16 protein-coding genes are annotated in these 14,662 nt (G+C 41.1%); 6 read left to right on the top strand and 10 right to left on the bottom strand.

What is annotated here, in order from left to right; all coding sequences use genetic code 11:
• Positions 1 to 88 precede the first annotated feature (88 nt).
• Together rph and pyrE are read left to right on the top strand one after the other, a co-directional pair.
• Positions 89 to 802, top strand: a complete 714-nt coding sequence (gene rph / locus QQK06_RS10400; protein ID WP_284244594.1) for a ribonuclease PH — start codon at positions 89 to 91, stop codon at positions 800 to 802.
• Between the two features lie 10 nt (positions 803 to 812).
• Complete coding sequence (gene pyrE, locus QQK06_RS10395; protein WP_284244592.1) at positions 813 to 1,454, top strand: orotate phosphoribosyltransferase; 642 nt, start codon at positions 813 to 815, stop codon at positions 1,452 to 1,454.
• Positions 1,455 to 1,511: 57 nt separating this feature from the next.
• Here the strand turns inward: pyrE and QQK06_RS10390 are convergent, their stop codons facing one another.
• The 3 genes from QQK06_RS10390 to bioH all read right to left on the bottom strand — a co-directional run bounded on the left by QQK06_RS10390 (position 1,512) and on the right by bioH (position 3,659).
• Positions 1,512 to 2,453, bottom strand: a complete 942-nt coding sequence (locus tag QQK06_RS10390) for a putative metalloprotease CJM1_0395 family protein (RefSeq protein ID WP_284244591.1) — start codon at positions 2,451 to 2,453, stop codon at positions 1,512 to 1,514.
• Positions 2,454 to 2,456: 3 nt separating this feature from the next.
• Entirely contained in the window at positions 2,457 to 2,750 is a 294-nt protein-coding gene (locus tag QQK06_RS10385) for a hypothetical protein (protein ID WP_284244590.1), read from the bottom strand.
• Between the two features lie 129 nt (positions 2,751 to 2,879).
• The gene (gene bioH / locus QQK06_RS10380) at positions 2,880 to 3,659 is read right to left on the bottom strand and encodes a pimeloyl-ACP methyl ester esterase BioH (RefSeq protein ID WP_284244589.1); all 780 of its coding nucleotides are present in this window, start codon (positions 3,657 to 3,659) and stop codon (positions 2,880 to 2,882) included.
• A gap of 49 nt (positions 3,660 to 3,708) precedes the next feature.
• Between bioH and QQK06_RS10375 the strand changes: the two genes are divergently transcribed.
• The gene (locus QQK06_RS10375; RefSeq protein WP_284244588.1) at positions 3,709 to 4,461 is read left to right on the top strand and encodes a ComF family protein; all 753 of its coding nucleotides are present in this window, start codon (positions 3,709 to 3,711) and stop codon (positions 4,459 to 4,461) included.
• Positions 4,462 to 4,470: 9 nt separating this feature from the next.
• Here QQK06_RS10375 and QQK06_RS10370 read toward each other — a convergent pair whose 3' ends face one another.
• Positions 4,471 to 7,014, bottom strand: coding sequence for a M14 family zinc carboxypeptidase (locus tag QQK06_RS10370; RefSeq protein ID WP_284244587.1), 2,544 nt, complete (start codon positions 7,012 to 7,014; stop codon positions 4,471 to 4,473).
• Positions 7,015 to 7,296: 282 nt separating this feature from the next.
• On the opposite strand from QQK06_RS10370, the gene nfuA reads away from it, so the two are divergent.
• Positions 7,297 to 7,875, top strand: a complete 579-nt coding sequence (gene nfuA / locus QQK06_RS10365) for a Fe-S biogenesis protein NfuA (protein WP_284244586.1) — start codon at positions 7,297 to 7,299, stop codon at positions 7,873 to 7,875.
• A 55-nt stretch (positions 7,876 to 7,930) separates the two neighbouring features.
• Here the strand turns inward: nfuA and QQK06_RS10360 are convergent, their stop codons facing one another.
• A complete protein-coding gene (locus QQK06_RS10360; RefSeq protein WP_284244585.1) occupies positions 7,931 to 9,256 on the bottom strand; it encodes an MATE family efflux transporter in 1,326 nt (441 codons plus the stop codon).
• 81 nt (positions 9,257 to 9,337) lie between these two features.
• On the opposite strand from QQK06_RS10360, the gene QQK06_RS10355 reads away from it, so the two are divergent.
• Positions 9,338 to 10,390: a polysaccharide deacetylase family protein gene (locus tag QQK06_RS10355; RefSeq protein ID WP_284244584.1), complete on the top strand. Its 1,053-nt coding sequence runs from the start codon at positions 9,338 to 9,340 to the stop codon at positions 10,388 to 10,390.
• A 44-nt stretch (positions 10,391 to 10,434) separates the two neighbouring features.
• Here QQK06_RS10355 and QQK06_RS10350 read toward each other — a convergent pair whose 3' ends face one another.
• Genes QQK06_RS10350 through QQK06_RS10330 form a run of 5 tightly spaced genes read right to left on the bottom strand, consistent with a single transcriptional unit; the run spans position 10,435 to position 14,333 of the window.
• The gene (locus QQK06_RS10350; RefSeq protein ID WP_284244583.1) at positions 10,435 to 11,067 is read right to left on the bottom strand and encodes an SCO family protein; all 633 of its coding nucleotides are present in this window, start codon (positions 11,065 to 11,067) and stop codon (positions 10,435 to 10,437) included.
• A 17-nt stretch (positions 11,068 to 11,084) separates the two neighbouring features.
• Entirely contained in the window at positions 11,085 to 12,002 is a 918-nt protein-coding gene (gene cyoE / locus QQK06_RS10345; protein ID WP_284244582.1) for a heme o synthase, read from the bottom strand.
• 11 nt (positions 12,003 to 12,013) lie between these two features.
• Positions 12,014 to 13,021: a COX15/CtaA family protein gene (locus QQK06_RS10340; RefSeq protein WP_284244581.1), complete on the bottom strand. Its 1,008-nt coding sequence runs from the start codon at positions 13,019 to 13,021 to the stop codon at positions 12,014 to 12,016.
• A gap of 2 nt (positions 13,022 to 13,023) precedes the next feature.
• A complete protein-coding gene (locus QQK06_RS10335) occupies positions 13,024 to 13,581 on the bottom strand; it encodes a hypothetical protein (protein WP_284244580.1) in 558 nt (185 codons plus the stop codon).
• The gene (locus tag QQK06_RS10330) at positions 13,566 to 14,333 is read right to left on the bottom strand and encodes an SURF1 family protein (protein ID WP_284244579.1); all 768 of its coding nucleotides are present in this window, start codon (positions 14,331 to 14,333) and stop codon (positions 13,566 to 13,568) included. The genes QQK06_RS10335 and QQK06_RS10330 overlap by 16 nt, the downstream gene beginning before the upstream one ends.
• 42 nt (positions 14,334 to 14,375) lie before the next feature.
• On the opposite strand from QQK06_RS10330, the gene QQK06_RS10325 reads away from it, so the two are divergent.
• A complete protein-coding gene (locus QQK06_RS10325; protein WP_284244578.1) occupies positions 14,376 to 14,585 on the top strand; it encodes a DUF2909 domain-containing protein in 210 nt (69 codons plus the stop codon).
• The last annotated feature ends 77 nt before the right edge of the window (positions 14,586 to 14,662 follow it).

The following is a 14,662-nucleotide window of genomic DNA, read 5'->3' as shown; positions in this document are numbered from 1 at the left end:
TATTTCAAAATTCTTCAATGCCATTATGTCAATATTGCTCTTATCCGACTATAATGCGCACAATTATTTTACTGATAAGGATTAAACCATGCGTCCAAGTGGCAGAACATTAGGTCAAATTCGTCCTGTAACTATCACCCGCCAATTTACTTCTCATGCTGAAGGCTCGGTTTTAATTGAGTTTGGAGAAACTAAAGTCATCTGTACCGCTTCCGTTGAAGAAGGTGTACCACGCTTTTTAAAAGGTCAGGGAAAAGGTTGGGTTACAGCAGAATATGGTATGTTGCCACGTTCCACCCATACACGCATGAGGCGAGAAGCCGCTAGCGGTAAACAAAGTGGGCGTACTTTAGAAATTTCGCGCTTAATTGCTCGCTCATTACGCGCAGCCGTTGACTTAACTGCTCTAGGTGAAAACACTATCAGTATTGATTGCGATGTTATACAGGCCGACGGTGGTACTCGTACAGCTTCAATTACCGGTGCCTGTGTCGCTTTGGTTGATGCATTAAACTATATGCGCGCAAAAGAAATCATTAAAACTAACCCGTTAAAGCATATGATTGCTGCAATTTCTGTTGGTATTTATCAAGGTGAAGCCGTTGCTGATTTAGATTACCCAGAAGATTCTGCCGCTGAAACCGATATGAATGTAGTGATGACAGACACAGGTAAACTTATTGAAGTACAGGGCACTGCTGAAGAAGAACCGTTTAGCTTTGACGAAATGCAAGAAATGCTGACACTAGCCAAGCATGCGATCAATGAATTATTCGACATCCAGCAGTCAGCATTAAATTAAGGAGCGAACGATGAAAGATTATCAACGCGAATTTATTGAATTTGCTCTGGAGAAGCAAGTATTACGTTTTGGCGAGTTTACCTTAAAATCAGGTCGCACTAGTCCTTATTTTTTTAATGCCGGCTTATTTAATACTGGTCGTGATTTAGCTCGTTTAGGGCGTTTCTACGCCGCTGCACTTGTTGATGCCAAGATCAATTTTGATCTGCTATTTGGCCCGGCGTACAAAGGTATTCCTATTGCCACTACCACAGCCGTTGCGTTATCTGATCATCATAACCTCGATATTCCTTATTGCTTTAACCGTAAAGAAGCTAAAACTCACGGCGAAGGGGGGAGTTTAGTCGGCTCTGCGCTGGAAGGTAAGGTTATGTTGGTAGATGATGTTATCACTGCTGGTACAGCAATTCGCGAATCAATGGAAATCATTAAAGCCAATGGCGCGGAGTTATCTGGAGTATTAATTGCCCTTGATCGCCAGGAAAAAGGGAAAGGTGAATTATCTGCAATTCAGGAAGTGGAACGAGATTTTGGTACAACAGTGATCTCTATTGTTACGCTAGCTGACTTAATTAGCTATCTGGAAGAGCAGCCGAATATGGCAGATAGCCTCGCCAGCATTAAACAATACCGTCAGGATTACGGTATTTAATCAAAATAAAAGCCCGCTAAATTTAGCGGGCTTTTATTTGCCAATAATAACTGATAGCTAAGCGGTTAACTCGAACTGATAATTAGCTGGACGTTCATACGCCTGATTAATATTGCTATAAAAACTCTCGATTCGCTGTGCCCGCGCATCTATTTCAAGTGCTCTGGTGGGTGCGATTGCTTCTTGTGACTCAAGAGTTTGATTAATAAATTGATCAAAGCCATTATCATCTGTAGATACAGTTTCGTTATTAAAGCGATCTCGGTTAGGGGTATTGGTAGAGGGTTCAAAGTTCGACGATTTAGTCTCTTCATCACCTTGCTGTTGTGCTTGATCTAATAGCTGTGATTGCGCCTGAGTAATGATACGAGCAGCTGAACTGGCAACACGCATATCTTGTATCGAGGGGTTCGCTGGCGCTAGTGCAGCATTATAAACTTTCTGCATTTTAGTGATAGTTGCCCTAGGATCGCCACTCACTGGGGTTAAATCTACCGAAACCTCACCTTCAACTGCATATTTTTTACCATCCGGGCCAACTTCAAAACTATAAGACGGAGCTCCTGTTGCCACACCACCAGTTGCCGCATGCGCCTGCTCATGCGCTCTAACTTCTTGATCTCTTAATTTAAGCTCTTTGATTTCTCGTTGAATTTCAGGATCAGAAATTTGCTCACTTTTATCAGTCGCTTGCGCTTGCTGCTTAGTATCTGTTTCTTGTTCCTGAGCTTGGTCCTCTGCACCTTGCTCATCACTAATAGTGCGGTTTTGCTGTGAAAGTTTCTTTTGAATTTCTGCAAAATCAACTTGTTCATTCTGCTGGGCTGGTGATTTTGCTCGTTCACGTTCTGAGGCGACACCTTTTTCCGATGCAGATTGCTGAGCTGCGGCAGGTTGAGTGATCACTTCTCGTTGATGATTTTCACGACGCAAGGCCTCAGTAGCTGGGTTCGCTACTGTAGGGATAGGAATGGTTGGCGCTTGCGGCGTAATATTCATAATTTAAACACTAACATCCAATAAAGTACCAAGGTTTTCATCTGCAGATTTTATCACTTTCGCCGATGCTTTCGCCTGATGTTCAGCCACTTTTAACTCAACAATAGACTGATTTAGGTTTGGCCGTTGCTCTGCTGATGCAGTTTGAGTTTCACTACCACCGGTTTCCGTATCCGTAGAAAAGTCTTGCTCATCAAAAGTAGTAGATGCCACTATATCCGCAGCTGCCTGATTAGCAGTTTCAGTAGCTTTATTAAAGCCTTGAATGCCTGAATTAAAGGCGGATTGAATTTCCACGTTATCACCCCTCAATATCTCAACAATGCGCTAGCAAGCATTGTAATTACTACCGATATCTATCAAAGTTATCTGATTAATTATTAACCAAAAGTGTAGAAATGTAAAGCTTTAAGCTCTTTCTATACCCTAGCAGCACTCGTTTATCCACTGAGTGATTGACTCAGTGAACACTTTTAATTCACTAATAAAAGGCGCGTGTGATGCTCGCTCAATAATGACTTTTTCACTGTTGGGCACTAATTTATCAACGAGTGGGATCACCGCTTTAGGTACCAGGCCATCTAACTTACCGTAAATGCGCAATAAAGGTACTGATATCTCGGCTAATATTTGACGTTGATCGACTTGTTCTAAAAAGCTTAATGATAAATCTAGGGTATATGCTGACGGCATCGGGTATTGCATTACCAGATCACGGATAAGCTTAATATCTTGACGAACATGGGGACTTCCCATTGCCTGAATTTTTAAAAAGTTATCGATAGTTTTCTTAATATCTTGATTAAGCTGGCGATGAAATAACTGTAGAACATTAGCTTCAATACCTGGCCAATTTTGCTGTTTAACAAAATAAGGCGTACTGGCAACCGTCACTAAACCTTTCACCATTTCAGGAAATTGAAACGCTATCTGGCTTGCAACTAAGCCACCTAATGACCAGCCAAGGTAGATTGCCGGTTCAGCTACTGTTTCGACCATGTGTTGCGCAATATGTTCTATGGTATAGGGCGACAGTTCAATATCAAGATTTTCACCATAACCTGGGATATCTATAGTGATCATCTTAAATTGATGTTGTAACTGTTCAACCATAGGTTGCCAGACACCGGAGTTTAATCCCCAACCATGGATTAAAACAATCGGCGTGCCAGCCCCGATACTCGCTATTTTTAACATTTCTGCCATGCTTTGCTTAAAGATAAAAAAGCGTCAGTTTATAGAAAGGTCTTGGCAAATGGAATTGCTCTATCGACAAAAATTATTGGGCTTAGCAAGCAGATGCATTAAATTAGAGCCGTTTTATCAGCAATTAAAGCTGACCACTAGTTGCTGCGAATTATGTCAGGGTACAGAGTTAATACATCCGTTATTGTGCCTATATTGCAATGAAGATTTACCGCGTTTTCAGCTATCACAGTGCCACTATGATCTGCTTAATTGGCCTGCCGTTGATAAATTATTTCCTAAACGAAATTTTGATCGCTTACTGGCATTAACCCCTTACCTTTGGCCAATAGATTCATTATTAAAACAACTGAAATATCACAACCGCTTTGAGTTAGCCGACTTACTCGGTTTTCTGTTAAGCCAATTATGGAAAAAATTACCCGATAATAACCTAAAGATCCCGATATTATCTGTACCTGTTCATCTCACGAAATGGCAAAACCGGGGTTATAATCAGGCGCACTTGATCGCAAAATCATTCGCTCAATATACCGAATTAAACTATCTGCCCGATGCCCTTATCCGAGATAAATCTTTGCCAAGCCAGGTTGGACAAAGTGGCATGCAACGACGAAAAAATATCAATCAAGCGTTTAGCCTTACCGATAACAAACAAAAATTTCCACCACAACTGATATTGCTCGATGACGTTATCACCACAGGCACGACAGTAAATGCAATTTGTAAACTGTTAAAAAACAGAGGAGTAGAGAAAGTGACGGTACTGACTGTCGCATTCACTCTCCCCAGCAAAAAGTAAGAGAATTGATTATAGTGCGGAAGCGCTAAACGCTTTAGCAAAAAATAAGCTATTCGCCAGTATTTTTGCGCTGCCGAGCCAGTAACCTCGAAATGCTAGATTATCAACACTAACAATTACCCGTCCTTTGCCATAATCATGGGCAATAATTGCAGGATTATTCGCAATACGATTAACTAAGGTCCTGTCGGTATAACCACTCATTAACGGTTTAGCACTATAGTTAGCAACAGTCATAAATGGCTGCGCATAGCTGTCAATAATTAAGGTACTATTTCGAAACAATGGCAATTGCTGATCAGTATAACCATAGGCTAACGGGTGACTTAGATCTAACTGGCTTTCAAAAATTGCACCAGCAATACGTTTACGTGCCGCTAAGCGTTCTTTATCCTGATAATTCAAGCCATCGGTATCAAATAGTTCATCGATATGTTCTTTGCTGACAAATTTCGCTTTAACTATTTCCTTTTCTGCTAACCAGGAAGCCGCACGCTTTTGTCCGAACAACACACCGCCGCTTTCTAACCACAGCTTAATGTTTTCAACCGTCACTTTACTTAAATTTTTATAGCTTCCGTCCACCATTAACAGATGGCTGTATTGGGCTAAGTCAATTGTTGATAGCCGGCTCTGTTCAACTACAGTCACAGGTATACTCAGCATTTCGTCCAGATAGTATAAAACTTCAGCCGCTTCATATTGCGAACTACCTTTACCACCAACAAGCAACACTTTAACAGGATCGATTTTACGCATTGACCCAGAACCCAGATCGATCCCTTGCGGAGTCAATCCTGTAGTTAAACTAAAAACCTGAATTTGATTTTCTTGTGCATATTGAGCCACTAGCTCACGCCATTGTGGCTGCTGCTGAATCGCCGCTGGAATAATGATAGCACCTGCCGCAAAACTTTTATTGCCGCTTTGGGTCTGCGCGCTAAAGATACGATTTGCAACTTTAGCCTGTACGCCATGCGCTAGTAACTGATTAAGTAATTTGGGCGCTAAAAAGTCATGCCATTCAAACGCATAGGCATAAGCTTGCCGATCTATGCTAATCGTCTTATCAGCCGACAATTGCCACGGCGTTTTAGCGATATCTAGGCCCCAAGTACGCTTAACAGTTTGAAAATCAATATCCATCGCCAGTGGTAAAGTCCAGCCAGAAACATCATAAAAGGTATTATCCTGAAATTCTTGTTGCTGATTAAACAAGGCTTGAATCACCCGATACTGCTTTTGTGCCAGTGGCAAATAATAACTACTCTCCTTCTGGTACAATTTACCATCTAAGCGGAAATCTTCAGTTAACGGATAAACATTGATTTGATGCTGCTTTAACTTAGTAAGAAAAGTATTTAATCGGTACTTATCCTGCTTTTCCGTCAGCAAATAACCAGTAAACTTTTCATCATCGGCAAGTTTCAATGCTTCCTGATAAAACTTTTTACGATACTGTTTAAACTGGGTACGGTTTTGCCAAGCACCATTAATCGTAGACAGTGATGTGTAAACATGATTTTGAATGCCATATTCAAACGTTAATAAACCATTCACCGTATCTTGCTGAACACCCCGGCTGCTGGCCTGCTCAAACAATATACCTACACCGCCGTTAATATCCGGATATGTCGAGCCTTTACCATAGTAAAAGTCATCAAATTTTTCCTGACTATAATACAAACGATTATCCCGATCTAACGCCTTAGCATGAAAAGTCGCCAGTAACTGGGTTAATTCAGTGTTAGTTTTTGGGGTTAAAGGATGGGTTCGACTCAAAATTCCCGGCTGAAAAAAATAACTGCCGTTCGCCCCCATTTCGTGGTAATCCCCCAGCACATGAGGCTGATATTGATGATAATAGCGCATACGGTTTTGTGTTTCCTGCTGAGTCAACAATAACCAATCGCGATTGAGATCAAAACCAAAATGATTGGTTCTTCCGGTACGCCAGCCCTGATGATGTTCGATGTGGTTAGGATCAGCATTTTCGGTACTTCCGCGATGGGTGTTAACCCAGTTAACAAAACGATCCATACCATCCGGGTTAATACTTGGTTCGATAACAATAATCGTATCCTTCAGTATTTGCTGCACCGATTCGTCGTTACTGGCTGCCAAATAATAAGCAACCGCCAATGCGGCATTACTACCACTGATTTCATCGCCATGCACTGAATAGCCAAGCCAGATAACCAATGGTGCCTCTGCACTTTGTTGCTCAGCTTGTTGTAATAAGTGCGGTAACTGAGCCAGGTTTTCCGGCGTTGAAACAGTTAACAACAATTGCTTACGCATTTCCTTGGTATAACCAATGTTGGTTAATTTTATCCGCTTTGACTCTTTCGCTAACTGTTCTAGGTAATGCACCAACTGATCATGGCGAATATGACGCTCACCAAGCCCAAACCCTAACATAGCTTCTGGTTTAGTGATCTCTTGCTTATATTGCTGCATCTTTGGTAGATACTTTTCAACATTGGCCGCAACAGCCACTAGCGATTGCAGATAAAAAGTAACGAGTAAACTTATCGTTAAGCGATAACCCATAATAATTCCTGGCTAAAATTAACTTCTGTATTAGTGCCGTCAAAATAGCAAACTCTGCCCATATCAGCCAGCACTTAACCCTGACAACCTTAGCTATTTTGGCTATTTTTTCATTATTCGTAGTCTAAGTCGGTAAATTTATTAGCCGATCACTAGCACATAACTTTGAAGCAGAGTAAAATAAAGATACCTGACTAATTTAGTCAGGTATCTAAACAATGAAATTATTAGCTAATACCCTTGTTTAGCAATTTTAAATGCAGTTAAGAGTGAATTTTCATCATGATCACAATTTCAGAATCAGCACAGGCCCACTTTGTAAAGCTATTAGCTCAGCAAGCCGAAGGAACACACATCCGCGTATTTGTTGTCAACCCTGGAACCGCAAGCGCTGAATGTGGGGTGTCTTATTGTCCACCTGATGCGGTTGAACCAGAAGATCTGGAAGTTCCATTTGAGCATTTTTCTGCTTATATCGACGCTGACAGTAAACCATTTCTTGAAGATGCTGAAATCGACTTCACTACTGACCAAATGGGTTCACAGTTAACCCTAAAAGCTCCTAACGCTAAATTACGTAAAGTTGCAGATGATGCGCCATTATTTGAGCGTGTTGATTATTTCTTAAAGGCAGAGGTAAATCCACAACTTGCTGGCCACGGTGGTGAATGTACGCTGATGGAAATCACTGATGATGGTTATGCAGTTTTACAATTTGGGGGCGGCTGTAACGGCTGTAGTCAAATCGACGTCACGGTAAAAGATGGCATTGAAAAACAGTTGTTGGAAATTATGGGTGGGGAAATTAAAGGTGTTCGCGATATGACCGAACATCAACGTGGTGAGCATTCCTACTACTAAATCCAAGTAATAATTTAAAGCCAGGCGTCGTTAATAACAACGCCTGGCTTTTTTATTAATGCAATACTGCACTATGCCAAAGTTTAACCCGTAAATGCCAAGCAAGAGTTACCCCTCGCGCAAGCATAAAACCTGAAAACGCCAGCCATAAACCGTGATTTCCCAAGTCTTGCAACAACCACCAAAGCGGAAAGAAACAACCGAATGTTGCTACCATCATACTGTTACGCATCGCCTTAGCTTGCGTTAATCCAATATAAATACCATCAAATAAATAACTCCAGCAAGCAACTAACGGCAGGATAATAATCCAGATTAAATATTGTTCAGCAAAGTTAACAACCGCTTCAATCGACGAAATCAGCCGAATCAAATAATGGCCACCAAAGAAAAACAACAAACAATAAAGCAAGGCAAAGATCGACGTCCACAATAAGCTAATGCCAAATATCTGCTTAAACGCTAAAGCATCTTTCGCCCCTTTTGCTTTACCTACCATCACTTCTACGGCATTGGCAATACCATCAAGACCAAAGGAAATAAACAATAAAAAATTCATTAAGATTGCATTCGCTGCCACCACGGTATCGCCTAATCTCGCGCCTTGAAAAGTAATAAAAATAAAGCACAACTGCAGTGACAAAGTTCTTAAAACGATATCACGATTTAATTTGAAATAACGAATTAAGGCCTGTTGCTCCAATAACTGTATTTTCAACTGCTGATATAACTGATTAGTTAATGGCTTGACTTTACCGGCAATGACCCACAGTCCTGCAATTAGGCTTGAGTATTCTGCAATTAAGGTTGCATAAGCGACACCGGCAACCTGATAGTGAAAACAAACAACAAATAACAAATCTAATACTAGGTTAACCAAGTTAGTAAAGATCAGTAACCACATCACAGACTTGGCATAATGATTCCCCAGCAGCCAGCCAAGCACCACTAAATTTGCCAATGAAGCCGGTAGTCCCCAGATGCGGATATGCGCATATTGACTGGCATAATGTTGTACTTGTGTTGACCCCCCCGAAAGCTCTAGCGCAAAATCGATAAAAGGGACTTGTAACAATACTGCCAATAAACCAATCACTATGGCGACAACTAACCCTCGCCCTAAGACTAGCATATTCAGTGCTGAATCTTGCTTGCCATAAGCTTGAGCAGCTAGGCCGGTGGTACTCATGCGTAAAAAGCCACAGAGCCAGGTAATAGAAGAGATGATGGTCGCTCCTACTGTACTGGCACCTAAATAGTAAGCATGCTCAAGATGACCAATGACCGCAGTATCAACTAATCCCAACAGCGGCACCGTTATATTCGATAAAATCATCGGCAATGCAATAACGAATAACTGGAAATGGAGATTATTTTTCAAAAAGATTCATACCTATTTGCGCTAAACTTATATAATAACATGACTAGCATTCACTCAAGACGCGATACATTGCAATCTGATATGAAAAAATATTTATTAATTATCATTTATTTATTACTGACCAACATCCATTTAAACAGCGAAGCTGCGGTAATTTTGCAGTATCACCATGTCAGCACTGAGACACCCGTTAGCACCAGTATTGCACCGCTGCAATTTGAAGCTCACATGCAATTTCTGGCAGATAACGGTTATCGAGTTGTCGCTTTGTCTGAAATCATGAATAGCATCACCAAACAACAACCGATACCAGATAAAACCGTAGCGATAACCTTTGATGATGCCTATTTGGATATTCTACAGCAAGCAAAGCCGATTCTTGACCGCTTTGATTATCCGTTCACGATATTTGTTAACCCCGGCATAGTCGAGAAAAAAAGGGCAAATTATCTTTCATGGCAACAGTTAAAAATGATGGCGGACAGCGGTGTTATTATCGCCAACCATGGCTTTTATCATGATTCACTCGCCAGAATACCCGATGATATGACAGAGTCACAATGGTTAATTAAACAAGGTGAATTACTGCTAAAAGCAGAAACAATGATTGAAGAAAAAACCGGACAAAGCTGGCGATACCTTGCTTATCCTTATGGTGAATACACCCCGGCAATTGAACAATTAGTGGCTGAGCATGACTTTATTGCGTTTTCACAGCAAAGTGGAGCCGTTGGATTAGCGACCACACTAACCCGGGTGCCACGCTTTCCAGTCTCTCAGCCCTACGATAAAATCACCAGCTTAAAAGACAAATTTGCTTCTCTACCTGTTGTTATAGAGGCATCAAATAACAGCACCATATATGAGTTTGGCGCACTAGCATTCGCAAACTTTAATGTGATTATCGATGATTTTAGAAAATCACAGCTTAACTGCTACGTCACAGGTATTGGTAAACAGCAAGTAGAATGGTTGAGTGATAAAGAGTTTCGTTTAACCTTTAATGCTCCATTACCTGTTGGTCGCGTACGCAGCAACTGTACTGCTCCTAGTATCAGCCAACCTGGGCGTTACTACTGGTATTCCAAACCCTGGTTTATCTTAAATTCAGGTAAAAAATGGTATCCACTCTAATTCACTGAGTATTAATTGCGCATTGCAGTTGCTGTGCGCGTTATTTACTCACTTGCCAAATTAACTATTTTGTCAAAATCACTGACTAAATGTTCACCCGAGACCGTCGGCAACTGGCCTAATTCATGCTGTGGTTTAAATATCGCAGCAATTTTCCCTTGAGGGTTGATCAAAACGATTGAAGCACTGTGATCCACTAAATAACTATCATGACGATCGTCATCGCTAATGGCATACATTAGTCCTAAATTGCGGGCGAATGGAAACAATACCGAATGGTCAGCGGTCAATGCAGTAAATTCCGGATTAAAATAAGCAACATATTGCGCCAGCTTATCAAGCGAATCTCGATTAGGATCAACCGACACCAGCAATATCTGGACATTATCTGCAATCGCCTTTAAATCATCATAATAAAAATTAAGTTCTTGCATTGTCGTTGGGCAAACATCAGGGCAAGAGGTATAACCAAAAAATACCCAGGACCACTTCCCTGTTAATTGCTGATTAGTAAATGCCTGATGTTGATGATCTGTCATCGCAAACGGTTTAATTTCGCGTGGGGTTTGGTAATACAAAGCATGCTCAGGTTGAGCAAGATTAAAAGACTTTTGATAGACCAAGACACCAATAGCAATAGCTACCACAGCAATGATCATGGCTAAAATGTTATTCACGCGTAATAAATTCCGTATTAGTTCAGTGGTAATAAGTAGTGATCGAGTAGCAATACGATAAACAATACCATCAAGTGCACAATAGAAAATTTAAAAGTATCCATTGCGGTCTTTTCAGTGGCATTAAATTTTAGCTTCCAGGCATAGACAAAGAACATAATATTGAGTGCGCTCGCACCAACCAAGTAAAGCCAGTTACTCATGCCCACTAAGTAAGGCAATAGGCCGACAACAAACAATAATACTGTGTATAACAAGATCTGAGTTTTAGTAAAATTAACACCATGAGTTACTGGCAACATCGGGATATTCACTTTGGCATAATCATCTTTACGATGGATAGCCAGCGCCCAAAAATGAGGTGGCGTCCAGGTAAAAATCAGTAACACTAACAACAATGCATTAGCATGGATTTCATTGGTCACTGCCGTCCAGCCCAGTAGTGGAGGAATCGCGCCCGCTAAACCACCAATAGTAATATTTTGAGGCGTCGCTCGCTTTAAATACATAGTATAAACAAAACTATAACCAACCAACCCGGAAAAAGTTAACCAGGCTGTTAATGGATTAACCAGGCTATATAACAAAGCAAAACCACTAACCGCTAATAACATAGCGAATAATGCTGCATTTCTCGGGTCTAAGCGCCCAGTAGCAACCGGACGATTATGAGTGCGCCCCATGACACTATCGATACGCTCATCTACTATGTGATTGATCGCCGCAGCTGCTGAAGACAAAAAACCGATGCCAAGTATTGACGGTACCAATATTTGCCAAGCAATCACTCCAGGCGTTGACAAACACATTCCTACCAGTGCAGTCAGTACTAATAAGGCGACCACTCTAGGTTTAGTAATTTCATAATAATCACGCCAGCTGGTAGACTTGATCGCGCCAGTATTTGCTTGAGCGGTGGAAATATTGCTACTCATATTGCTCACTCCTAAGCCTTTCTTCGTAAACTGTAAGTCAATGCGATTAACATTAACATTAAGCATGCAGCACCGATATTATGGGCAACAGCCACTGCAAGCGGTAAGGAAAACCAGATATTACTCACACCAAGCGCAACCTGCCCGCTTAGCACTATAATAAGCCCAAGCGCTGCGCTTTTAAAAAATTGGCTGTGGGCACGGCTAAATACCATGAGCGCTAACCATAATAAATACAAGGTGGTGATAATAGCGCCGATGCGATGCATCACATGCACCGTCACCCGTTCATCGTGATCAAGGTGACCAAATTCATAACTGTCTCTGTGCGGAGGGATCGGATCAAACGAATCCTCAAATGTTAATTGCTCAACCCAACCAGCCTGACATATAGGTAATTCAACACAGACTAACGCGGCATAATTTGATGAAGTCCAGCCGCCAAGCGCTATTTGAGCGGCTAAAATTACCACACCGATTAAGCCAAATTTACCATACTTTCTTACCGAGACATCGCCGCCGGGCACCCGGTATGGAGTCAAACGTAAATACAGTAAAAACAATAAACATAAGGTGGTGAAGCCACCGAGTAAATGCCCCAACACCACAATTGGCATTAACATTTTAGTCACTGTCCACATCCCCAATAACGCTTGAAATATCACCACAGATAAAATCAATAACGGAAGGAAAAACGGCGTTCCCTGATGGCGATTACCAACAGAAATAAACGCAATAGCTAAAATAAATAAACCTAGTGTGCCGGCAAAATAGCGGTGGATCATTTCATTCCACGCCTTTTCGGGTTCAACCGGGCGCTCTGGAAAAGCCTGTTCAGCTTTAGTAATTTGCTCATGGGATTCTGGCACATCAAGTAAACCATAACAGCCTGGCCAGTCCGGACAACCAAGCCCGGCGTGAGTTAACCGGGTATAAGCCCCTAAGCTCACCACTACCAACGCAAGCAAAATGCTAACCAGCACTAATTTTCTTAGATTTTGTATCTTTTTATCCTGCATAATTAGCCAATCCTCGAATATTTCAGCAACTTCTTCATATCTGCCAAAATCGCTTTGCTATATTGATTTAGCTGTTGTTCAGATTCAGGCACATCATATGACATCACTAAGTTCCCCATAGGATCAACAATAACTAACTGGCCACTGGCAAGGTGCGGCTTAGCTAAGTCTGTTAATGCCAGAGTTAACCATTTATGATGACGCAAGCTTTCGCTAGGTAAATGACTAGGCGCGACTTGATGCAGTGCAACCGGTGTAACACGAGGTAGTTCTTTGCCTAACAAGGTATAGGTGTTATTGATGGCTAATGAGAGTTGTTGACAAAATTGCTGACAGTTATCGGGTATACGATAGAGCAGCAACCATTGTTGATTAAATTTTTCATGCGCTAATCCCATCTCTTTCAAGGTGATTTGCTGTTCAGCTAAATGCCCTTGATTAGTGACACCATAATTGAACCAGTGCTGATCAAGTGCCAGCTTTGCCAGAATAACAGGAATAATAAATACCCCTAGCACTAGCAACAAATTTCTCCGAGATTTAGCTAACTGCGACGACATATACTTCCTTCATTTTTATTATTGTTATAGAACCACACACTGGCACTCAAAATTAAAACTAACCAGGCAGTTGCCAGTGAAAACCACTGAAAGGCATAAGCGCGATGCTTTTCAGGCGGCATCACTATCGGACGCCAATTTTTTTCATATCCGATAGTCTCATTTGTATCTAAGTAAATAACAAAGGGCAATAGTTTTTCAGCAATTAGTTGCGAAATTTTCACCAATTCAATTTGCTGTATTCTAAACGGCCAACGTACCGAAGAATAATCCTGTTCAGCCAAGATAACCCCTTGTTCAGGTATGCGAATATTCCCCCGAACCTGATGCAAACCAACTAACGGAGTAACCGAAGGCAATTGATTTCGATCAATAAAACCTTCAACCCAGCCTAAGTTCACTAATACAGCGCCCTGATCGGTATGCAATATTTGCAATACTCGGTAACCTAACCGTCCCTGATTAGTTTGATTATCAAGTAAGAAAACCTTGTCTGGTTCAAAATTCCCCGTTAGTCGTACCGGTAAGTCATTTAGCTGTTTTTCAGATTTACTCAACGCCAGTAACTGTTGTAGTTCAATCGCCTGTTGGGTTTGATATTGTGCGATACGCGCTAGTCGTTGTTCTTTTTCCAGCGCTCGGGAAGATTGCCATAAGCCAAGCTTGATTAATCCACAAAAGACGAGCAAAGTAATGGCAACAACAAACCAATTTAGTTGACGAAAGTAATCTTTAACATTAATGAACTGCATACTTTTCCGTAAATACTAATTAGTTTAACAAGAGAGGGTTTTGTGCTTATCAAGATAATTATCGTTGGCTTACTAATATTCATGATCTTTAACTTATTTAAAGCGCTGATATCAATGAATAGAAATGACTCCAATAAACCAAGCATGTCAAAATTTATTGGCCGCCGAGTGATGACTTCTGTCATCATAGTTATCTTATTGCTGCTCGGTATATTAACCGGCGTGATCACCCCTAATCCACGCCCATATTAAGCTTTTTTATAATAAAAAGTGCATATTAACTGACGTTATATGCACTTAATTATGAATATTATTGTGAGTTATTTACC

Source organism: Thalassotalea insulae (genome assembly GCF_030161395.1).
Lineage (GTDB): Bacteria > Pseudomonadota > Gammaproteobacteria > Enterobacterales > Alteromonadaceae > Thalassotalea_E > Thalassotalea_E insulae.
The sequence above is the reverse complement of the archived record's forward strand: the minus strand, read 5'-3'. Positions and strand labels throughout refer to the sequence as shown.